Origin of the sequence: Paenibacillus sp. USDA918EY (assembly GCF_009870825.1) — a bacterium.
GTDB lineage: Bacteria > Bacillota > Bacilli > Paenibacillales > Paenibacillaceae > Paenibacillus_AQ > Paenibacillus_AQ albilobatus.
Map to the genome: position 1 here is coordinate 63,343 of NZ_WTWY01000018.1, position 23,326 is coordinate 86,668.

Consider the following 23,326-nt stretch of genomic DNA (forward strand, 5'->3'; position numbering starts at 1 on the left):
AAATCGAGGAGGAATAACGAAAATATGATCCATTCGGAACAGGAGCTCATTCGTCTCGTGCAATCGGACGACTGGATGCTGGACATCCTTCATGTCGCCAAAACGCTGCAGCTTCCGGACTGGTGGGTTTGCGCCGGTTTTGTCCGCTCGAAAATTTGGGATGTGCAGCATGGTTTTATCGAAAGGACGCCTTTGCCGGACGTGGATGTCGTCTATTTCGATCCGGGCAATCCGGACGAAGCCGTGGAAAAAGAGCACGAAAGCAAGCTGTTTTCCATCCGACCGAATGTGCCGTGGTCCGTGAAAAACGAAGCCAGGATGCATAAGATGAATCAAATGCCTCCGTTTGTTTCATCCGTCGACGCCATTTCCAACTTCACGGAAACCGCCACCGCCCTTGGCCTGACATTGGACGAACATGACCGGATTGTGCTGACCGCCCCGCATGGCATACAGGATGCGATCGACTTGATCGTCAAACCGACACCCTACTACATCACCACGCCGGAACGCGCACAAATCTATGAAAACCGGGTCAGGAACAAAAACTGGAATACCATCTGGCCCAACCTCACGATCGTACATATTCGGGAAAACTAACGTGTCGTAACATCGAGAACCCCGCATCAAAGAGGCCTCCATGCCGGAGACCTCTTATCCCTCTCTAACGTTTATTTGCTTGCGTTGCCGTAAAATCGCACCTCCGGGTACGCCTCATTCGGTCCTTTCAGCAGCGTTCCGGCGTTTCCCTTCAAATGTTCGTCGAAAAATTCCAGCACGTACCGATCGACGATTTCCGCGCCCCGGCCTCCCTTAAGTGCACCCGTCATTCCCGTCCATGGGAGCAATGGGGAGAACAACTGCAAATCCGTGAAATTATAATGTCCCGCGCCGTCGATCTCCACGAAGTTTCCGCCGTGTTCCACTGCTTTTTTAGAAATCGAAAACTCTTTTTCGAGATGTTCGAGACTGGTTTTATCGATGCTCTTGTCGTTCTTCAGGCGTTCCATATTTTCGAAATAACCCTCCGCCCTCATGAATAAAAAGGGTTTGTTCGGCGCTTCCCGGCCTTCCAGCTCGAAAACGGTTCCGTCCATATCGATTCCCGCCTTGATCCGGTCGTCCGTATAGGACGCTTCAAACGCCGTAGACCCACCGAAGGAATGTCCCATGACGCCGATCCGCTCCATATCCATCATCTCCTCCAAACCGGATGCACCCGCTCCCGAGTTGACCGCTGCCAATTTGTCCAAGACGAACCTGACATCCCCGCTCCAAATTTTCCCGACGTTCCTTCCCTGCTCCAAAAAATGATCCTCGTCCAAGACCGTTCTATAGTCCGTCACCCGGCCGTCCGGAAAAACCGTCGCCAACGTGCTGTAGGTATGGTCGATCGCGGCAACGACGTAGCCGTGGCTCGCCAGGTTTTCAGCCTGCGAAGCGTGAAGCACCATCCCCGTGCCCATGCCATGGCTTAGGATGACCAGAGGATACGGCGCCGCTTCGCGCACCGCTTTGGCATTTGGATACGAATGGGTATCGATATATTTCCAGTAGCCCAATATCCATGACGGAATGCCGATCTGCTTGGCGTAACTTCCGATATAGGCATCAAAGTCGTGTTTGTTACGGGGCAAAAGCGGCTCAGGACGTTCGCCGGCCGGTTTGTCCGCGGGATACCACACACGTACCATCAATTCCCTATGATCATCAGGATTGTCCGTGAATATTTCTTCCCGATTTTCATCTACAAAACGGAACGTTTTCGTGCCCACCTGATATTTTCCTCCCGGTTCGGGAAAGCGAACGACAGGCAGCAAGGCGGATAAGCAAACGGAGACCGATAAAAGCAGCACGGCGGCTGCATATGTAACGTATTTGAACCATCGCCTTCGGGATTTCACCGGCCTGTTCGCACCAGACAGAAATCCTGCCGCCCAATAACAAATACAAATCAAAGACAGCGCATATACGATCCCCATCTGCCAGCGGTATCCCTCCACAATCAGTTGGGCCGCCAATATGCCTAAACTGATCACGCCCAAAATGGCCGCCGCCATATGTTTACGAACGGTTTTTGTCGTCAAAGCCAGGGAACTCAGCCTCATAAAGCAAGAAATGGACAAAAGCGCTTCAAATAACCGCATACCTTCCTCCTCCTGGAAACTTCACATAACCGTCACCAACATCATAAATGTTTAAGGTTAAAGAAAGCATACCTTTTCGTTTAAAAAAACATTAAAATTGCGCTTGCGTTTCTTCAATGCGTTCCACCCGACCGACGTGTACAAGCAATCGCAAAAAGGCATGATTCCCGTCGGGAACCATGCCTTTCACATTTTTGGACTATCAAGATTAGATTGTTAAAACTACGCCAAATGGCAAGCCACGAAATGGCCGCCGCCGGCGTCGCGGAACACGGGCACCTCTTCTTTGCAGCGGGCTACGGCAAACGGGCAGCGCGTGTGGAACTTGCAGCCGGCCGGCGGGTCCGCCGGATTGGGGATGTCCCCTTTCAGGACGATCCGTTCTCGTTTCAGCTTCGGAATCGGGATCGGCACCGCCGACAAAAGCGCTTTGGTATACGGATGAAGCGGATTTTTGAACAGTTCGTCCCGGGATGCGGTTTCCATCATCGAACCCAAATACATGACACCGATCCGGGTACAAAGATGCTCGACGACGCTCAGGTCATGGGAGATGAACAAATACGTGAGCCCCCGCGTTTCCTGCAGCTTACGGAACAAATTGATGATTTGGGCCTGGATCGACACGTCCAGCGCGGAAACCGGTTCGTCGGCAATAATCAGGTCCGGGTTCAAAATGAGCGCGCGGGCGATCCCGATCCGCTGACGCTGCCCTCCCGAAAATTCGTGCGGAAAACGGTCGATGTGATAGGACGACAATCCGCAGGATTGCAGCACCTCAAGCACTCTCTCACGGATTTCCTCTTTGGGCACGAGGCCGTGATCGAGCAGCGCTTCCCCGATGGCATCGCCTACCCGAATCCTCGGATTAAGCGAACTGTACGGATCCTGGAAGATAAGCTGCATGCTGGGACGGATTTTGCGGAGCTCCTCGGCGGACAATCCGTATACATCGATGCCTTTGAATTTCACCTCGCCGCCGGTTTTTTCGGTGAGGCGGATGATCGTTTTGCCGACCGTGCTTTTGCCGCTTCCGGATTCGCCGACAAGACCGAAGGTTTCCCCGCGCGCAATCGTCAGGCTGATGTCGTCGACCGCCTTTACGTGTCCGACCGTCCGGTTCAGCAGCCCTTTTTGGATCGGAAAATACTTTTTCAAATGATTGACTTCAAGCAATGCCTCAGGCATGGACCAGCGCCTCCTCGTACAGCCAGCAAGCGGCTTTCTGCTGCTCGCCGACTTCTTTCAAAACAGGCTGCTTCGTTCTGCAAATGTCCATGCAGTGCTGGCAGCGGTCGTGGAAATAGCAGGATTCCGTCAACTCCAGCGGATTCGGGACCTGGCCCGGGATGGAATACAGCTCATCCGTGCGCTGATTGATGATCGGTTTGGATTTCAGCAACCCTTGGGTATACGGGTGTTTCGGCGATTGGAACAACTTGACGACTTCGCCTTCTTCCACGATTTTGCCCGCGTACATGACGATAACGTAATCCGCCATTTCGGCCACGACGCCGAGATCATGGGTGATCAGCATGATGGACATGTTGTTTTGTTCCTTGAACTGGCGGAGAATGTCCAGAATTTGCGCCTGGATCGTCACGTCGAGCGCGGTCGTCGGTTCGTCGGCGATGAGCAATTTCGGATTGCCCGAAATCGCGATGGCGATCATGATCCGCTGCAGCATGCCTCCGCTCAGCTCATGCGGATAAGCATCCGCGATCTGCTCGGCACGCGAAATGCCCACTTTTTCGATCAGCTCGATCGCCCGTTTCCGCGCTTCCTTCTTGCTCAGCTTCTGATGGACGAGCAGCGGCTCCATGATTTGCTGACCGATTTTCAAAACCGGGTTAAGCGAAGACATCGGCTCCTGAAAAATCATCGATATTTCGTTGCCGCGGATGGAGCGCAGCTCGTTTTTGCTTAATTTCAAAAGATCCCGGCCCTCGAATTCGATTTGGCCGTTGACGACTTTGCCGCCCGGTTCCTCGACCAAACCCATGATGGACATCGCGGTCACGCTTTTGCCGCAGCCGGATTCCCCGACGATGCATACCGTCTCGCCTTGGCGTACGCGCAGGCTGACATCATTGACGGCTTTGACCGTGCCGTTTTCGGTATTAAAATGCGTGCTGAGATGATTTATTTTCATTAGATCTTTCATCGGAAGTTCCCCACCTACCTCTTCTGTTTAGGATCAAGAACGTCTCTGAGGCCGTCCCCGAAAATGTTGATCGCGATGACGGTGGCGAAAATGGAAAAGCCCGGTGGAACCCACAGCCATGGATGCTCCTGAAAATCGATCAGGTTGTTTGCCGCGTCGATCATGTTCCCCCATGTCGGCGTCGGCGCCATGACCCCAAGCCCGAAAAAGCTGAGCGCCGATTCGCTGAGAATCGATCCGCCGATGTTCAGGGTCGCGATGACGATCAATAACGGGACGATGTTCGGCAGCAAATGGTTGAACAGTTTGCGGCGGTCCCGGAGGCCGAGGACGACCGCGGCCTGCATGAATTCCCGTTCCCGAAGGCTCAGCATCTGGCCCCGGACCATCCGGGCGAGGCCCGGCCAGTTAACCAAACCGAGCATCAACATGACGATGTACATCCGGTATTCGGTCGGCACCTTCCAATCGGAAAGCAGCGCCCCGAAAATAAACAGCAGCGGCAGTCCCGGAATCGTCAGCAAGAGATCCGCGATCCGCATAATGATTTGGTCGACGATGCCCCGGTAATACCCTGCGATCGCTCCAAGAAGCGAACCGATAAAAACGGACAATACCATGGACGCCAGGCCGACGGTAAGCGAAATGCGGCCGGCCTGAAGCACGCGGGTCAAGACATCCCGGCCAAGGGCGTCCGTCCCCAGCCAATGCTTGAGGCTCGGCGGTTTGTTCATCAAAGCCATATTGACTTTATTGTCGGTGTAAGGCGAGAAAAACGGCCCCACAAAGCAGGCCAAAAACATAATAACGACAACGATAAGCCCCGAAACGGCGAGCTTGTTTTTCATCAGCCTGCGCATCGACTGCCTGAAAAGGGACGAAGATTTCGCGGAAGCCTTGTTTGTCCCGACCGCTCCGGGGATCGGAGTGCTGTTCAATGACATATCTGGTCCCCCTTCCTAGTGCAGCCGGACGCGCGGGTCGGCAATATGATACAAAATGTCGGAAAGCAGCGTACCGATGACGGTCAACACCGCTAACAGCATCGTAAAGCCCATAAGCAGCGGATAATCCCGCAGCCCGAAGGACTGGATGTACAGCTGCCCGATTCCCGGCCAGTTGAAAATTTTCTCGATGATGAGCGAACCGCCGAACAAGGACGGAAGCTCAAAGCCCACCAGCGTGATGGCAGGCAAAAGCGCATTGCGAAGCGCGTGTCTGAAAAGCACCTTGTTCTCCTTCAAACCTTTGGCCCGCGCCGTGCGGATGTAGTCCTGCTTGATGACGTCGATCATGTTGCTGCGGAAATAGCGGGTCAGGGAACCGACCCCAAGCAGCGTCATGACAACGACAGGTAGCGTCATATGGTGAATCACTTCTTTGACGTACGCCCACCCCGTCGCGTTGCTGCCCGTCGTCAGCATGCCGCCCGGAGGCAGCCACTTCAGGTCGACGGCGCATAATTTGATCAGGAATAAACCGATAAAAAACGACGGAAGCGACATCGCCGCAAAAATCAAAACCATCACCAGCGTATCGAACCACGAATACTGCTTGTACGCGGAAACGACGCCGATAATGACGGCGATCACCCACGTTAAAAACGTGGACACGACGGCAAGCAGGAAGGAATTCCAGATGTATTCGTTAAACAGCGTCAGCACCGGCTTCTGCTGGGCCAGGGAGTATCCGAAATCGCCGTGAAACGCGTTTTTCATCCAAATGCCGTACCGTTCGAGCAGAGGTTTATTAAACCCGTATATTTCCCTCAGCTCGGCTTTGCGCTCGGGACTTAACTTGATGTTGTTGCTGATGAAATCCCCCGGCGTCAGCGCGTACAAGCAAAAAATCAACAGCGACGCAGCCAGCAAAATGATCAGCATATAGCTGATCCTTTTCGTTAAATACGCACTCATCATTAGCCTCCTAATCGCATGGTCCCCCGCCCGCGGCGATCAAGCCGCGAAGCGAGGGACGTAAATGTTTGCCGCGGGTTATTGCGCCGGTTTCAGCGTCCAGTCCGGAAGACTGTTGGCCAAACCGACGAACGGGCTAACGGAAAGATTGTCGATTCTTCCATTGTATCCATAGACGGTTTTTTTGTAGCTCGTGAAAATGATCGGCAGTTCATCGTTCAGCAGCTGGAAGATTTCTTTGTAAACTTGTTTCCGCTGCTCGATGTCGGACGTAGCCAAACCTTTTTCATACAATTCTTTGAATTTCGGATTGTCGTAGCCTTTGATCTCGCCGTCCATGAACTGCACGATGCCGTCGGAAGGGTCGGCCAGCATCGGCGTCGAGAAGGAAACGAGATCGTAGTCTCCGCTTTCCACTTTCGATTCGAGCGAGTTGAAGTCCGCGAACACTTCCGGCTCGAATTTCACGCCCAGCGCCTGGAAGTTTTCTTTCGCCACCGCGATGAAAATGTCGGTCTGCTTGCTCTTCGATCCCAAATAGTGGATCACCAGCTGTTTGCCGTCTTTTTCGCGGATGCCGCCGGCGCCTTCCTTCCATCCGGCTTCGTCCAGAAGCTGCTTCGCTTTTTCCGTATCGAATTTATACGGGTTGATGCCTTCTTCCGTATAGGCCCAGGAAATCGGGGAAGCCGGGATGTTCGCTATCGAACCTGCTCCCTGGTTGGCGTCCACGTAGATGCTTTGGCGGTCCAAACCGTACGTGAGCGCTTGGCGGACTTTTTTGTTCTTCAACGCCTCGTGCTCCAGGTTGACCTGCAGGTATCCGTATGTGCTTGGCGTGTACGGAATGATGTTTACGAAACCGAGGCTTTTCAGCTTGTCGATGTTTTCCGTCGTGGCGCTGAACGAAGCATAGTCGACTTCGCCGGTTTCGAGGTATTGCCAAGTGTCGCCTTCCGACGTTTTATAAATAAAACGTTCCGTTTTCGGTTTGCCTTTGTAATAATTTTCGTTGGCCACGAAGCGGACTTCCTGTCCCGGAATGAATTTTTCCAGCTTGTACGGACCGCTGCCGACCGGATTCGAATGCAGTTTTTTGATGTAATCCAATTGTCCGAATTTGTAGTCTTTGCCGTAATAGGCTTTGGACAATATCTGTCCTCCCAACATGACGAGCGCGGTGGCGTTCGGTTTTTCGAGCGTCACGGAAATCGTCTGCGGATCGATGACTTTGATCCCTTCGATGCTTTGCGCTTTGCCTTCCTTATAAGCCTGTGCCCCTTTAATGGCGAGCGTCGGAATCATGGAATCCCCATCATACGATTTGTCGAACAGGATCGTCCACGTAAACGCCACGTCATCCGCCGTCAACGGCGATCCGTCGCTGAACTTCAAGTCTTTGCGCAGATGGTATGTATAAGTGAGCTGATCGTCCGAAACATCCCATTTTTCGGCCAAATCAGGAATTGGCAGCCCTTTATCGTCTACCGTTACCAGGGAGCTGAACAATAACGAGTTGACGTTGCCGTCATAGCCGCTTTGGGTAAAGTAAGGCGTAAACGCGCCGCTCGGATCGGTAAGGCCGACGATGATCGTATCGGTCCGCTGCTTTGCGACGGCCGGAAGTTTCGACATATCCGCTGCCGCGTAAGGTTCCTTTAATCCGGATTCGCCGCCCGGCGTTGCCGCAGCCCCTTCATTCGAACCTTGTTCCGTTTGCGCGGCATTGCCGCTTGCGGCCGGATCCGCATCGTTTTTGTTCGAGCACGCCGCCATCAGCAGCGAGCCGACAAGCATGAGTGAAGTTAATAAAATAACGCCCTTTTTCATGAAACGATAACCTCCCATTTTGTACCCATCTCGATCATTCCTATAAGATAAGTATGAATTAAGATTCCATTAATTATTGTCTATTATAGGAACCAAACCGAGTTCTGTAAATAGAGAACTTAAAAAGTTTTCTGAAAAAATTTTTATAAGGCCCCTGCTGTATACGCGAACTTTTATTTTCGCGGCCGATCGAACGCCAAAAAACCTCCTCACCGCCGTGTCCGGCAAAATAAGGAGGTTTCCGCTTGCGTCAGTCTTCTTCTATATAACGGTATATACGTTCCTGAAGCTCGTCCAAAGCCCGTCTTCTCAAGCTGTATTCGGTCAAATTCTCGCCTTCGAAATGGGCGTAAAGTACGCCGGCGCTGCGGAGTTTCGAGATATGATCGTGGGTGATGCCCTTGGATAACTTTAAATGGCCGACGATTTCCGTGAACGTGCGCGGGCCCCGGTTCAAAAATTTCAATATTTTCATCCGGTTTTTTTCGCCGAGACTGCGGAGCAACCGGAGATCATGCGTCGGAATGAGGTCTTCATCCCCCAAATAGATGCGCGCATTATAATGGCAGACGAGCATGCTCCCGTATTGGGCCACCATATTCAGCGGCTGAAAATGGTATTGAGGCACGAGAACGAGCTTCTCGATTTGGGGCAGCGGCTTGAAAAGCATGCCGTTCGTCGTTTCGTCGACGAATTCTTCGCCTTGGATTTCGTCCAGGCGCCGCAGCCTGTCCTGCTTCTCGCGCTCTAACGCAGGCAGGATCGCCGGGTCTACGTGCTTAAAATACTGCTCGTGCCACTCCCGAAACAGGTGCAGCATTTTTTCATGGAAAACCTCGATGTCTTCCTCCGGAAATTCGTTGCCGTTGGCGGCGAAAAGCTCGATCAAATCGCGGGTGCCCAGCTGTCCGAACCAATCGAGAAACCCGTCAACCCTCAAGCCCTTTGGAGCAACAAAAGCGGTCAAATACGCGAAGCCCCAGTCTCCGTTAACGAGCATGTCATCCAGCAGGCGGGCAAATTCAGGCGTGAGCCGCTCCTTTGTTTCTTGTGCCCAGCATGGGGCGAGGTCTATCTTTTTGTGTGACTTTCGACATATGTAGGAATGCAAGCTATTCATAAACTCGTGAACGGGTTCAAACGCAATTTCTATATCAAACGCCAACTTGTCTCTCCTCCCTCCCAAAATATGAACTAAATTGACTTCATTATATCGTGAACACTTTAACGCATTCCACTATTTCAATCGAAATACTTAGTAATTTATGGCGTCGTTGTATAATGGCTCTCTTGAGGTCCGATGCAGACAGTTGCCATCATACCAGAAAATCCACCCGTCGTTCAACATTGCAATATCCCCCGCAAAATAAGGCGCCTGGCTTCGATATATCGATTCAGGTCCGTTGCGGGGTCTTTCAAAAAACATCAACAAAAAGACACGGGCCAAATGCACCCGTGCCTTTCATCTATTTCACACTTTATGCGCCCGCTTCCTCCGCCATAACCTGCGGGATCAGAAGCTTAATCCTTGAAATGCGCTTGTGATCCGTTTCTTCCACTATGAAAATATGTCCATCGATTTCAGCCGATTGCCCCTTATGAGGCGGGATCGTCTCGATGTGGGAATACAGCCAGCCGCCTACGGTGTCGTAGTCCGACGTATCCAAGTCGAGTCCGAATCGGTCGTTGATTTCATCGATAAGCATCAACCCGTCAATCGAATATTCATTCTCATGAATCTTCTCGATGCCAGGACGTTCTTCGTCGAATTCGTCCTGGATTTCACCGACGATTTCTTCCATAATGTCTTCCAGGGTTACGAGCCCGGATGTGCCGCCGTATTCATCGATCAAAATGGCAATCTGGGTCTTCCCCCGCTGCATCAGCTTCAGCAAAGCGCTGATCTGAATGGATTCCGGTACAGCAAGGATCGGACGAATTAAAGCATTATATTCGGTAGCCGTAGAACGAAGCAAATCCTTAATATGAATGAAGCCGATGATATGGTCCTTGTCGCCGTCGCAGACCGGGTATCTGGTTCTCATGCCTTCGTAAGCAATTTCAAGATTTTCTTCGCGGGAAAGCTGCGTGTTGAGGCAGATCATTTCGGTACGGGGAATCATGATTTCCCGCCCGGTCGTCTCCGCAAAATCGAAAATGTTGTCCACGAGCGCAAGTTCCGTATTGTCGATGAGCCCGTTTTTGTTGCTTTCCTTCATCAGAATCCTGATTTCTTCCTCCGTATGGGCGGATTCGGATTCCGAAGCCGGGGCGATCCCGAACAGGCGCAATAGCGCGTTGGCAAGCCCGTTTAATACCCAAATGAACGGATACATCAGCTTATTGAAATAAACCATTGGAGCGGCGGACATAAGCACGACCGATTCCGCTTTGCGGATCGCCATCGATTTCGGCGCCAGTTCTCCAAGCACGATATGAAGAATCGTAATGATGAGAAACGCGATAACCACGGCGATGCCGTGTACTGCGGCTTCTCCAAAGCCCAGGGCGTGAATCAGAGGTCGGACCAGACTTGCCACGGCCGGTTCCCCTAGCCATCCAAGTCCAAGCGATGCCAGCGTGATGCCGAGCTGGCAAGCGGATAAATAAGCATCCAGATTGTTGACGATGCTGCGGGCAAACGCCGCGCCTTTGCGTCCTTCGTCAACCAAAGTTTCTACGCGGCTGCTCCTGATTTTTACCATGGCAAACTCCGCGGAAACGAAAAAACCGTTCAATAATACAAGTACCACTACCCAAATCAAATTGATCAAACTCGGTAAGGGGTCAGTCAATCTTCTTCCTATTCACCGCAAGTCTTGACCGGCAAATAGGTACACCTCCTTCGTATCGTAAAATGATGATTCCTGTCATGCATAAAAATTGTGTTGGCCGTCAACTTCCCAATGGATCCATCTCCTATCTTTAGTTAAGGTTTTTCGCAAAATCCTCTTGTGTATGATTTTGGAATATATATTTAATTATATATTTATACACTGGACAGTCAAACCTTAAGGTAAGTCTGTATATGACAGGGACCCGTTGTTTTTGCAAGCAAACATCCGCTAAGCAGGCAAAAAGAGCCGCCCCCTGTCTTTTATGACATTAAAGGCGGTCTTTTCGGCGCTTTAATCCAAATACGGAGATAAACTTCCCGCCGCACTCTACATCTAGAGGAGCGGCAATCCCCCGTTACCGGCTTTGGGGCGGATTGCCGATCACGCCGGGATATTGGTAAACAAGGGGCTCGTTAAACGTGATGAAATCCAGATTCAGCGTCAACAGCAGGATGCGCTGACCGGTGGACCGTTCGGAAATGATGATATGGTCCCGACCGGCGGCTTCGATGACGCCTGTGAAAATTTTGGCGTTCCATTGGGAGTTGTTTTCGTAAGTCATGTAGAAAGTTCCCGTTTTTCCCAAATTCAAACGCAATATGTTTTCTACATAGGACTGCTCGAATTGCTGCGGCGCTTGGACTACCGCTCCCGTCGGGGTCATCGGGCTGCCGCTCGTGACTGAGGGCGGAACCGTTCCCATTGTTCCCATCGTTCCGGGAGTTCCCATCGTTCCGGGAGTCCCCATTGTTCCTGGCACTCCCACCGATCCGGGTGTTCCCATGCCGCTACCCGATATTCCCGGATATCCGCTGCCCATCGGATAAGGCGCCGGACGAAAAAATTGAGGCATCATACGTTCAAATCCTCCTTAATTAAGTACAATTCGTAGCTTTTTTCGTTATTTTCGAATCAATACACGTTCGGACAATCCGCGCTCGAAGGACTAAAGAAGCAGTGATTTTTATAACGTCCGGTATTCGCCTGGTTAAACCAGGTCGACGGACAATTGCCCGTGGGGCGGAAAAACCATAAAGCGTTGGAAGCCGGCCAAAACCGTTCGCCGTTAATATTGCGCTGTGCAAGCCTGATGTCCTGTTCTCTTGCCCTTTGATAAAAATACGACTTCGTCGGGGCTTCAAAACCGCCTGGGCTTTGATAAACCATATCCCTGATGCTGCGGATATTGTTGAAATCCAGACAATTTCCGAGAATCCGGTTCACGCCGACGTTGCCGACCATCAGCATTCCAAGACTCCCTTCACCTTCGGCTTCAGCCCTCATCAAACGAGCGAGCAGTCTGGTTTGCCCTGTATTCGTTTTGATAACAGCCAAGATTCTACCTCCCTGCAAGAATGATTTTCCATATAAGTGTATGTGCATTCGCCCAGATGAGTGACAACAAATCGCTGCAACTTGTACTTTATTGCGACAAGGATAAGCCAATTCTGACGATTTTCCCCTTCCATTCCCGATCGGCCGACAAAAAACAAGCGTCTTCTCCGGTTATCATCGGAAAAGACGCCAATTCCTTCGGGTCCACATTTCCTCCAAAAATTAACGGCAGTCCGCTCGAATTATACGGACGAATTGGTCAGCGCATCGACCTGCCGGACGATTTGGCTTGCGATCAAGCGAAGCGCGGCCGGATCCAGAGCCGCATCGAAAGCTTCCCATGCTTCGTCGCGAATCCGCTTGATGTCCGCCAAAATGGAAATCGAATGTTTCATGGATGCCGAATATCTGCTCCGGATCTCGGCGATTTCTTCCGCGAACGCCTCGTCCGTGCCTGGTTTTATGGCCAGTTCGTACACGTCGAGAATGCTGTCGCCTTCGCGGCTCGGAAAATGCTCATGCGGCGCGGTGCTGTCGAAAACGGCCAGGCTGAGCTCCGGAAAAATGAGCATATCCAGGCTGTTCGGATCAAAGCCGCAGTGGTAAATTTCAGTGTCGATCCCCCGCGTTTCCGCTTCTTTAGCCAATTTTTTAAACATGGTGGATTTGCCGGAACCCGGACGTCCCTTCACGAAGATGCGCGTGCGGAGCGTTTCCGTCAAATTCGGCACGTAGTCGATTGCCCCTTGCCACGTCGCCGCGCCGAGGAACCGGCGGGTAACGTTCGCTTTTTTGGAACGGAACGGGATCAGGTATTCGTCGGCAAATTCGGCCGTGATTTGATTGGCGCGGTCGCGGTCCAAGTTATCGATATAAAATTTTTCCCATTCGTCGTGTATGCGCAGCGTTCTTAAAAAAGAGTCGAACGCCTTCGCGTACAGGTCCGCGATTTCCCGCTCCTTCTCCTTCACCTCGGCTTCGGCTTCTTCGAAGAGCCCTGCCCGCAGCGCCGCGGTAGCGTCGATCACGCGGATTTCCGTGCCTTCAAGCACGGGATCGGCGCTCCACGCGTTTCCGTCGACGATGCCGATCCGCGCTTCCTCCAAAATGATGCCTTCCAGCCGCTTGCTGTCCAGCGTTTCATGTATATAATGCTTCGTCCAGCCGTTGTCTTTCCATGCTTCGGCCAGCTCGCCAAGCACCTGGGAGGTTCCCGGACCGATCCGCCCGTCGATGACAAATACCGTATCCAACCCGCTTAAAATGGAATCGTACAGCGTATACAATCCCGCCGCCGTATTGCCGCGCCCGAAATAGTGTTTCTCAAGTCCTGCCATTTGCGTTCACGCTCCTTTATCTCACTCGCATTGCCAACACCTTATGTTATGCCCTTTAGGCTTTCTGTGTGAATGCCCAGATGATCCGGCCTTAAGTCCGGCGCCGCGAAGCGGCATGGAAATCTTATATATTAAAAAAGCCTCTTCCCGGCTTTAAAGGCACGGGCAGAGGCTTTGACGGAGAAATTCGTTTTAACGGGTTACGGCTTGGCATTTCGCCAATAATCGTAGGCGTGCACCACGTTGCCGGTATAGGAAGGGGAATTCGAGAACAGTTCCGGCAGCTTGGCAAGCTCTCCCTCCATATATTCCGCCCCTTTTTCGAAGAAGCTGATGTGGGCGCCCTCATCATTTTCTTTCATCTCCACCGAAATGAGGATCGGCTTGCCCAATTCGTTCGCAAATCCGATTTCTTCTTTGGAGACGCCGGCGATGCCGTTGGACCCGGCGGCCGAATTCCGGAATGCCATCAACGACACATGGTCCATGCGCTGAATCATCCATTTGCTAAGCGAAACGTCATCGCCGGGGACTTTATATTTATCCAGCCAAACCGCCAAATCCATGCTGGCTTGCAAATGGGAATCTTTCTTCAGCTCGGTGACGAACGCATCCAGATTGGATGTCCATTCCGATATGACCCGCTTGTCATCGGTTTTCCATTCCGGCAGGACATACGGCTCGATATCCAAATGGATGCCGTGGAAACGTTCGTCCCCGTTCACCGCACGGTTGTAGTCTTTGACGTAATTGACGAGCTTCATCATTTTGGGCCTGCTTTCCTGAAGCGCCCAAACCGGGTGTCCTCCCATCGCATGGACTTCAATCCCCGCGGCGGACGCCTCTTTGACGAAGGTCCGATACGCGCTGAACGGCTGCTGCAAATCGAGGCGGACGTAAAGCCAGTTGAGCTTTTTCTCCTTGGCAAAGTCAAGGATTTCCTGTCCGTTCTGCAGCACCTGGTTCGCTTCCCAGATATACGTGCCTCGTACCGTTTGATCCCGGTTGACCGGTTCCGCATCCGGAACCATGTCCCCTGGATCGGGCTCGGGATCCGGCTTTTCGCCGCCGCCTTCGTCGGGCATGTTCTCCCAATAGCGGAAATCATGTATGGCGAGTCCGGAAAAAGAAGAATGCGAGCTCAGTTGTTCGGATAACGCCGAAAGCGATTGGTTCATCTGTTCTTTATTCCGGCCGTAGAACGTGGTGTGGCTTTCCCCCGGCATTTGCTTCGTGTTTACGCCGATCAGTACTTTTTTGCCGAGCCTGTCGCCCAAATCGAGTTCGTCTCTGGACAGCGGGATGATCCCGTAATCGGAGTCGATTTCATTACGGTAGGCGAGCACGGTGATGTGATCGAATTGACGCATTAGCCATTCGTTGAGAGATCCGCCCTCCGACGTGCTGTAACCGTCGAACCAGAAAGGAATATCGATGCCGAGCTCAAGCCCGGAGCCGGATGTTTTGCCCAGAAAAGCGGTCAAGTTGCTCTCCCAGGTTTGAATGACGGCATTCGGATCCTCTTCCCACTGGGGTAGAACATAAGGTTCTATATCGAGATGGATGCCATCGAACCGGCTTTCGGGCGGCGCGACGGCATTATAGTCCATCGTCCATTCGGCAAGGCCAAGCATGCGGTCCAGATATTTCGGCAGCGCCCATCGCGGATCCCCGCCCATCGCATGAACGGCGACATTCCCTTCGTGTGCGCGCCGCACGAACGTTTCGTAGGTCTCTTTAGGCAAATCCCGATTGATTTGCAAATAGATCAGATTGATGCCTTCTTTGTGAGCGAAATCCAGCAGATGTTCTCCACCATCCTCGATTAGTTCCGTCTGCCAAACCCAAGTGGCCTTTACTCCCTTCGACGGGGAGTCGAATCCTGTAAGCAGGACCGCGGCCAGAATCAGCAGGACAGCGAGCCATCGAGAATTTTTGACAATCATAATTTCCCTCCATTCCTATGTGAGGACTCCCCAATCCTCAAGTAGTAAACGGAGTAATTATAGCATTGATCCCCTAAAAAAAGATGAGCCGTAATCCTTAAAGGAACAGGCTCACCTTATGGTCCGGCAAACGAAACTGCATAAAAGGAACTATGCCGGTGACGGCGTGTCCGTCGGTTCGGCGTGCGATAGTGAAAAAATGGAAAGCTTTAGGGCCAACTGCGCAGGAGAAAAGTTACGGTTCGTAAATCATTTTTCGAGTCATTCCCCCATCAATCACCAAATGAGTCCCGGTTACGAAAGAATTGTCCGGGTCTGCCAAATATAGGCAGGCTTTGGCGATATCCTCCGGTTTGCCTACCCTTCCGGCCGGATGCTGCTCATGATCCGCTTTTTTCAAAGCGTCGTAGCTCTGCGTTTCGATCCATCCCGGACTGACGCAATTGACGCGGATCCGGTCCGGGCCGAGCGATACGGCCATCGCGTGGGTCAGCGCCACGATCGCCCCCTTCGAGGCGGCGTATGCTTCCGAGTTCGGTTCGGACATCAGCGCGCGCGTGGATGCAATGTTGACGACGGCTCCCGGAACGCCATGCTTTTTCATCGAAAGGGCCGCTTCCCGGGTGGCGAGAAAACAGCTTCGCGCATTCGTATTCAAGACGTCGTCCCATTCCTCGACCGACAACTCCAAAGGAGACTTCCAGCGGGAAACCCCTGCATTATTGATCAGCACGTCGATTCTGCCGTATTCTTCTTCCGCGGCTTTCATAAGCCGCTTTATGTCTTCCTCTTTTCGTACGTCGCAAGGGACAAAAATAGCTTGTCTGCCTTCATGCCGAATGGCCGCCGCCGCTGCTGCGCCTTGATCCCCGTTCAAATCCGCCAGGACGAGCTTTGATCCTTTTTCCGCAAAAGCCTTCGCCACGCCGTACCCGATGCCTTGGGCCGCCCCGGTCACAACCACGACAAGATTTTCAAATGACATGTCTTATTCCTCCTTGGTACTTGCCTATCCTGATGCCTCTACTTTACTTTCACCGGAGCCGCGTTTCAAGAAACATTCGAAAACCGCAAAGGACCGCATCCCCAAACAGATGCAGTCCCTTTCATTCGGCACGCGTCAATTCCGTATTACAACCGCTCATAATTCCGATATCGCGCCCCCGCTTCGGCTTCTCCGGCAAACCGCATGCGCCGTTCAAAGCCTTTGTACCTCGTGCCTTGAAACGTAAGCCTTCCCGAATCCCCTTCCGCGCACAAGCCGAACTCTTTGCCGCTGACGGGAAACTCCATCCGGTCTCCGCTGTCCACTTCGAACGTAATATAATAGACCGTATTCGTATGGCTGGTCATCTGATCATTCGGTTCATGCGTATGGCGTTGATGGACTTCGGTCCGCTTACTGACGATCCGGGAGTCGACCGTGAGAACAGGCTGTTTGTTGTTCCGCCCCCACTGCAGCAATCCTCTGCCGGCAGACACAGCGATGATACCGATAATGGCAACAAAAAAGATCGGCATGACTTTACCGAAGAAGTCAAACATCCAAAATGACGATTCCCCTGGCATGCTTCCCCCTCCTTTTCAACTTTAGGCTGAGCGATGCTTCCTATGCGGGCCTGTTCATAACAAGTATATGCGGGGAAAATGACAAAAAAACCACTAGTCCTTGTCAGACAAGCATTTCATGAACTTTTTCCCGGTTATTCGCAAGCGGCTTCGCACAATTTTGCATCCGGCAGGAGAAGCAGCGATCCGATGTTGGGGCAAAACCCGCAAGAAACCGCCTTCCAGTTCAAGCGATGATCTTGCGGGCCGCCATCATGCGGAATCCATCATTAAACTGTATTTCACTTTAATTACAGTAGGTAAAGTGCATATGGTCTACTGATTAATTTCAATCTTATACATGTCCGGCGTTAAAAACGCTTTATCCTTATTTTCGTCGTACCATTTGGCATACCATTCGTCTACTTGCTGGCCTCCCGCTTTATCCCATACGGATTTGATGTCCTTCATGGCCTGGTCCACCGAATACGAGGAACCGCTGACCACGACCTTGTTGATAATATCTCCCATAGGTTGGCCTGCGTTCGATTGGATCAACTGGATGTTCTGCGGCGGAGAAGGCATATGCTCATCCGACGCGATCGACGCCAGGGGCCGGGAAGGATCCAGGTAAGCCTCCTTGGCTTGATCGATGATGCCTAAAAATTCCTTCTCCAGCGGTTTCGAGGGATCGAGCGTGCTCGCAAACGTTCCGCATTTTCCGAAATCCGTTTTGTTGGTCAGCATTTGATAGTCGATATTGTAACTGAGCTCTTTATCGTTTTTTTCTTTATCGATGACAGCCGGACAGCCGCCGGCCTCCTTCCAATGCTCGCCTTCAATTCCGTAGCGCAGCGTCTTTTGAGTATCCTTTTTCACAAGGAAATCGACATACTTCATGACGGCTTCCGGATTTTTGGCTCTGGCATTGACGGCCGCTGTCATTTGGATCGGATTTTGAACCGCCGGACTGAATTGGCCGAATTCGCTTTTAGGGAGCGGTATGGCTCGGATGACTGCATTCGGATCGTTTTTGCGCAATGCTTCCAGCAGCTGCAGGCCCGGGGCATCCGCACCGTTGTTCATGCCGAACATGCCGAGCTTCCCGTTGATGAAGTCTTGTCTCGCTTTTTCCCCGTTTTTGTCGGCCAGAAAGTCCTTGTCGACCAAGCCTTCATCGTACAGTCTCTTCTTGAATATCGTTGCAGCTTTCTGCCGGTCCCAATCGTGAATCAGCTTTCCGTCCTCAATGACCCAGCCTACGTTTTGGAAGATCTTATCCGTAATATTGGCCGTTACAAAACTAAGGCTGTATCCGTAAGTATCCTTTTTCCCGTTGCCGTCCGGGTCCTGCTCCGTAAATGCTTTGGCCACCCGATACAGATCTTCGGTCGTCTTCGGAACGTCCAAATTCAGCTTTTTAAGCCAATCCTCCCGGATGTAAAGCACATGGTTGGTTGCCAGTCCGTTGATATGCCCAAACTCGTACATTTTGCCGTCCGATTTTATGGCGAGCTTTTTTAAGAGCGGGTTTTGTTCGAGCAGTTGCTTGTAATCGGTGCTGTATTTTTCGATCATGTCGTCGATCGGCATCAGCTGCTTCTGGTTGTACAGTTGGTCCCGAAGACCCGAGTCGTATTCGAAAATAAGATCGGGCGCCGTTTTTGAAGCAAACAATGTATTGTACTTTTCTCCCGACTCCCAGCGGGGAATCGCCGTAAATGTAACGTTAACCGGCCCGTTTTCGTTGATCCATTTCGTCCAGCGGTTTTTCTCGACGGTCCCTTCGCTTGGCGGAACGCTTCCCCGATCATAGATCGCGGAGGAGATGGACGGTTTGCCATCCGTAGTGCTGCCGTCCCCCTGATTTCCTCCCTTGGCGCAGCCTGCCAAAGTCAGCGACAAAAGTGCCGCAATCGCGATGAAGGTTCCCATTTTTTTCGTCGTGATCATATTTACCCCCATAAATATCGACTTTTTATTATCCTTTAATCGCGCCGATCATGACGCCCTTAACGAAATGCTTTTGCAGGAACGGATAAACGGCCAAAAGCGGAGCGATCATGACTACGATCCCGGCCGATTTTACCCCATCCGGCGTCAGCTGCTGGATTTCATCCGGCTGAACGTTGTTGATTTCCGACAGCAATGACTGGCTGTAGATCATTTGCTGGACCAACACCGTTAAATTATGTTTTTCCGGACTGTTGATATAAATCAAAACGTTCATAAATGAATTCCAGTATCCCACCGCGTAAAAAAGGGTAAGCGCGGCAATAACGGGCATCGACAGCGGCAGAAAAATTTGACCGATCAAGCGCCATTCATTGCATCCGTCGATTCTTGCCGCCTCCTCCATCTCGGCCGGAAGATGTTCAAAATGGGTTTTGAGCACAAGCATGTTGAAAGCGCTCACCAAACCGGGCAGCCACAGGGCGCTGTAATGATCCACGAGTCCCAGGGCTTGTATCACCAGATACGAAGGAATAAGCCCGCCCCCGAACAGCATTGTAAATACGATGGCCAGCGTGAAAAACCGGCGTCCGTAGAAATAGTCTCGGGACAGCGGATAAGCGGCCATCATGGTCGCGATCATGCTAAGCACAACTCCGACGACCGTAATCTCCACGTTGTTGATCAGCGCGCGGACGATGCCGGTTCCAACGAACAACGCCTTGTAGGAATCCAGCGAAAAACCCGAAGGCCATAACGAAACTCTCCCCGAAGCGACAGCATGCGAATCGCTGAATGACACGGATACGATGTTCAAAATCGGCAGGAGGCAAAGCAGGCCAAACAGTGAAAGAAGCGCGTAATTAAACAGGTAAAATACTTTTTCGCCAAGCGTATCCCTCATCCCAAGCATCCCTCCTTACCAAAGTCCTTGGCCGAATTTTCTGGCGATCCGATTGGCGGTAACGACCAGAATCAGGCCGATGATCGATTCAAACAATCCCATTGCCGTCGACAGCGAAAATTGCGCACCCTTTAAGCCAATCCGGTAAATATAGGTGCTGATCACTTCGGAAATGTTGGAGACAACCGAGTTTTTCAGCATAAACACCTGGTCGAATCCCACTTCCATGACGTGGCCGATATTTAAAATAAACATCATGACGATCGTGGGCAATATACCGGGCAGCGTCACATTTAAAATTTTCTTCCATTTGCCCGCGCCGTCGATGCTGGCGGCCTCGTAAAGGCTAGGGTCGATTCCGGACAAAGCCGCCAAATAAATGATGGCCCCCCATCCCGCTTCTTTCCAAATGCCGGACCCGATAAAAATCGCAATCCATGAACCTTCTTTGTACAGAAACGGATAGGAAAAACCGAACCAGGCCTGCAGCAAATGATTGACAATTCCCGTTTCAATCGAAAAAATCGTCAGCACCATCCCGCCCAAAACGACCCACGACAGGAAATGGGGCAAATAAACAAGCGTCTGCACGGTCCGCTTGAACCACATTCTGCGAACGTCATTCATCAAGATCGCAAGCAAAATAGGAAACGGAAATCCGATGATCAGTCCCAAACAGCTTAACACCACCGTATTTCTAATGATCGATAGCGTCTGCGGATTGGAAAAAAGCATCCGAAAATTCTCCAGCCCGACCCATTCGCTCCCCCATATGCCGTCGGCAAAATTGTAATTTTTGAAAGCGATCACAAGTCCGGCCATAGGAAAATACTTGAACACGATGAAAAATACGATGATCGGAATAAACAAGATGAAGAGCGGAATATTGCTCTTGAAACGTTTGCGGCGGCTTCCGGCTTCATTCATTTTTAATTTTTTCTTTCTATCCCCCCCATTCCCATGCGCTCTCCGCGGCCGGATCACCACGGTATCTGTTTTGATTGCCTTCATGCTCTCCCCCCTTTCTTCTCCCGGCTTGATCCGGAGTGCCTTTACGATAATGCAGCGCCTAAGCCCAATTCAATAAACAGTTTTCCTTCCATGCACAATGCTCGGTTTTTCCGGCGAAAACCCTTGAATTACCGGCTGTTTTTCCTGAAATCGCCCGGCGTTAACCCCGTCATTTTTTTGAAGACACGGATGAAGGAAAATGCATGCAAATACCCTGAATGAACGGCAATATCCTTGATAGCCAGGTCCGTGTCCACCAGCATTTGCTTGGCGTGCTCCATCCGAACTTGCGTCAAATAGTCCACAAAATTCACGCCGTATTCCTCTTTGAACAGTTGACTAATATATTTCGGATTCAGCCCAAACGTATCGCTCAGGTAGGTCAACGACAAATCCGGATTGCCGTAATGCTGCTCGATGTAGGTTTTAATTTCACGAATTTGATGATGGTTGCGCTTCCCTTCGCGTAGCTGCTTCAATCGTTCCGCCGTATCCGCCAAACATTCGCGCAATTGAACATAAAGTTCTTCCGCCGTATCGAATTGTTCCAAACATTCATGAAGCCGGTCCGCCGCCCCCTCTTCCCAAAGCTCCCGCACATCGGCCGTAAGCCCTCCTGTTTCACGCTGCAAGTGGTAAATCAGATAACCTCCTACATTTTCAAGTTCTTCGCGCGAAAGCAGCATGGCCCGGAGCTCTTCAAACAAGCGTTCAAAATCGTCCAGCCACTCCGCATTTCCCATTCTGAATTTCCGGGCCAGGGAGCGGATCGTTTGAAGATGGGAAAAGATTTCCCCCGGATTCATCCCTTCGATCTCTTCATAAGCGATCGTTCGCCCTGTCCCGAGCACGGTTTTGTATCTTAATGCTTCGAGGGCTTGCCGGTAGGATTCCGGAATGTTCGCAGGGGGCTTTACTCTTCCGCCTACGCCGACGGTGACGGTAAATCTCAGATTGCCGGCGATCCAATCCAGCCATCTCCTGGACGCGTGCAAGATGTCGGACTCCGTCGCCGGGTCGCGACGATATTGATACAATACGGTCATTTGCCTTGGATTCAGCCATTCCGTCCACATGTTTGCTTCGCCATCGGAAGAAAGCTCCCGGACGATGCTGCTTAGCACGAATTTCAACAAATATTGATCCCGCTTGGAATATTCCGCCGCAAACCGTCCATAATGATCGAGTTCCAGTACAATGACCTGGAATGCTGCGCAGTCCGCAGGAAGCTCAAGCAGCGCCGTCTGTTCGCCCCATTCCCGCTCCTCGATGATCCGGTTGCCCTCCATTAATTCCTCAAAGAAAAATTGACGGCGGTAAACAAGATCCTGCCGCTGGCGCTCCTCGTACCGGATCGACTGTTCCATCAGATTGTCCACCGCGTTTTCGATAAACTTGAACTCATCCTTGCCCGATTGGGGGAGCAAATCCAGCATTTTCCCCCGCGACGCATGCTGGATTCTCATGAGAATCGATTGGATCGGATTATAATTCCGCCTTGTTACGAGCACGATTCCGATAATCCCGATCATGATCGCCAATCCTCCAACCGTGAGCAGTATTTCTGCAAATCCCGTAATTAAATTGAAAATGCCCGTATACTTTATGCCGGATTGCAGCTCCCAACCTGTATACTCGGAACGTACGCGGGCCGTCTTTGGGTTGTCGAAAAAGGTTTGGGGGGAAGCCTCATCATGCTCCTTGAACAGATACTTGCCCTTCTCGTCGCGAAGCCCGATGCTGGTATATTCCGAACCCATCACATTCTCGATCAGCTGGGATATGGAGCTCGTCCGGATATTAACGACGATGAACCCTTCTCCGCCGCTGATGACCGGGACCTGACGAACTAACGACACGACGTCCGCCGGGTTTCCTTCCCCTCGAAACTCCCGGTAGCTCCTCACATCGGACCAAACTTTCGCCGGGCCGTCCGGCTCGTCAAGCAGCCCTTGGATAAATTCGCGGTCCCCGCTTTGGTCTATCGGAAGCAAGGAATCCGCAGATAACACGGCGCCGTCCCGCTGGCGGTATAAATAGATGGAATCGATGCGGATACTTTGGATGCCGGTCATCAGGCTCCGCAGCATATTCGAAGGCTGGTACAGCGTATTAAACGTCGTGCCTTCTTCCGGCGGGTAAAAAAACTGGGCAAGCGCCCCGCTTTTTCCAAGTTCCTTCAACACGGCGGCATCAATCGATTTCAGCGATGCATCGAGCAAATCCATCGCATGTGCGGCTGATGCCTCATTGGCTCTCTCCGACGCTTTCTTGGATATTTCGCTCATTGCCATGGCCGAGATAAACCACAGCAAAGAAGTGATCGCCAGAAAGATCGGCAGGTACGATAGCAGCAGCCTGTAAAACCATTTTTTGCGCATTTGTCATTCCTCCATGG

The 23,326-nt window shown here is 51.7% G+C and carries 19 protein-coding genes; 1 reads left to right on the forward strand and 18 read right to left on the reverse strand.

Annotated elements, in window-relative coordinates; genetic code table 11:
* Positions 1–24: 24 nt before the first annotated feature.
* Positions 25–600, forward strand: a complete 576-nt coding sequence (locus tag GQY55_RS25865; RefSeq protein WP_160044806.1) for a nucleotidyltransferase family protein — start codon at positions 25–27, stop codon at positions 598–600.
* Positions 601–671: 71 nt separating this feature from the next.
* Here GQY55_RS25865 and GQY55_RS25870 read toward each other — a convergent pair whose 3' ends face one another.
* The 18 genes from GQY55_RS25870 to GQY55_RS25955 form a co-directional block, all read right to left on the reverse strand.
* The gene (locus GQY55_RS25870; RefSeq protein WP_160044807.1) at positions 672–2,147 is read right to left on the reverse strand and encodes an alpha/beta hydrolase family protein; all 1,476 of its coding nucleotides are present in this window, start codon (positions 2,145–2,147) and stop codon (positions 672–674) included.
* 222 nt (positions 2,148–2,369) lie between these two features.
* Complete coding sequence (locus GQY55_RS25875) at positions 2,370–3,335, reverse strand: ABC transporter ATP-binding protein (RefSeq protein WP_160044808.1); 966 nt, start codon at positions 3,333–3,335, stop codon at positions 2,370–2,372.
* Positions 3,328–4,311, reverse strand: coding sequence for an ABC transporter ATP-binding protein (locus GQY55_RS25880; RefSeq protein WP_160044809.1), 984 nt, complete (start codon positions 4,309–4,311; stop codon positions 3,328–3,330). Before GQY55_RS25880 ends, GQY55_RS25875 begins: the two co-directional genes overlap by 8 nt.
* Before the next feature lie 14 nt (positions 4,312–4,325).
* Entirely contained in the window at positions 4,326–5,255 is a 930-nt protein-coding gene (opp4C, locus tag GQY55_RS25885) for an oligopeptide ABC transporter permease (RefSeq protein ID WP_160044810.1), read from the reverse strand.
* A gap of 15 nt (positions 5,256–5,270) precedes the next feature.
* Positions 5,271–6,227: an ABC transporter permease gene (locus GQY55_RS25890; RefSeq protein WP_160044811.1), complete on the reverse strand. Its 957-nt coding sequence runs from the start codon at positions 6,225–6,227 to the stop codon at positions 5,271–5,273.
* A gap of 78 nt (positions 6,228–6,305) precedes the next feature.
* Entirely contained in the window at positions 6,306–8,057 is a 1,752-nt protein-coding gene (locus tag GQY55_RS25895) for an ABC transporter substrate-binding protein (protein ID WP_160044812.1), read from the reverse strand.
* A gap of 250 nt (positions 8,058–8,307) precedes the next feature.
* The gene (locus tag GQY55_RS25900; protein ID WP_236575864.1) at positions 8,308–9,057 is read right to left on the reverse strand and encodes an ArsR/SmtB family transcription factor; all 750 of its coding nucleotides are present in this window, start codon (positions 9,055–9,057) and stop codon (positions 8,308–8,310) included.
* A 478-nt stretch (positions 9,058–9,535) separates the two neighbouring features.
* Entirely contained in the window at positions 9,536–10,852 is a 1,317-nt protein-coding gene (locus tag GQY55_RS25905; RefSeq protein WP_160044813.1) for a hemolysin family protein, read from the reverse strand.
* A 397-nt stretch (positions 10,853–11,249) separates the two neighbouring features.
* Positions 11,250–11,642: a spore coat protein GerQ gene (gerQ, locus tag GQY55_RS25910; RefSeq protein WP_236575869.1), complete on the reverse strand. Its 393-nt coding sequence runs from the start codon at positions 11,640–11,642 to the stop codon at positions 11,250–11,252.
* Positions 11,643–11,806: 164 nt separating this feature from the next.
* Complete coding sequence (locus GQY55_RS25915) at positions 11,807–12,229, reverse strand: cell wall hydrolase (protein ID WP_160044814.1); 423 nt, start codon at positions 12,227–12,229, stop codon at positions 11,807–11,809.
* A 242-nt stretch (positions 12,230–12,471) separates the two neighbouring features.
* Positions 12,472–13,566, reverse strand: coding sequence for a hypothetical protein (locus tag GQY55_RS25920; protein WP_160044815.1), 1,095 nt, complete (start codon positions 13,564–13,566; stop codon positions 12,472–12,474).
* 200 nt (positions 13,567–13,766) lie between these two features.
* Complete coding sequence (locus tag GQY55_RS25925) at positions 13,767–15,512, reverse strand: hypothetical protein (protein WP_160044816.1); 1,746 nt, start codon at positions 15,510–15,512, stop codon at positions 13,767–13,769.
* Between the two features lie 235 nt (positions 15,513–15,747).
* A complete protein-coding gene (locus GQY55_RS25930) occupies positions 15,748–16,497 on the reverse strand; it encodes an SDR family NAD(P)-dependent oxidoreductase (protein ID WP_160044817.1) in 750 nt (249 codons plus the stop codon).
* A 146-nt stretch (positions 16,498–16,643) separates the two neighbouring features.
* A complete protein-coding gene (locus GQY55_RS25935; protein ID WP_160044818.1) occupies positions 16,644–17,081 on the reverse strand; it encodes a DUF2500 domain-containing protein in 438 nt (145 codons plus the stop codon).
* 315 nt (positions 17,082–17,396) lie between these two features.
* A complete protein-coding gene (locus GQY55_RS25940; protein ID WP_201452243.1) occupies positions 17,397–19,013 on the reverse strand; it encodes an extracellular solute-binding protein in 1,617 nt (538 codons plus the stop codon).
* Between the two features lie 28 nt (positions 19,014–19,041).
* Complete coding sequence (locus GQY55_RS25945; protein WP_160044820.1) at positions 19,042–19,917, reverse strand: carbohydrate ABC transporter permease; 876 nt, start codon at positions 19,915–19,917, stop codon at positions 19,042–19,044.
* A gap of 15 nt (positions 19,918–19,932) precedes the next feature.
* A complete protein-coding gene (locus GQY55_RS25950) occupies positions 19,933–20,928 on the reverse strand; it encodes an ABC transporter permease (RefSeq protein ID WP_373309199.1) in 996 nt (331 codons plus the stop codon).
* A 128-nt stretch (positions 20,929–21,056) separates the two neighbouring features.
* Complete coding sequence (locus GQY55_RS25955) at positions 21,057–23,309, reverse strand: helix-turn-helix domain-containing protein (protein ID WP_160044821.1); 2,253 nt, start codon at positions 23,307–23,309, stop codon at positions 21,057–21,059.
* Positions 23,310–23,326: the final 17 nt, after the last annotated feature.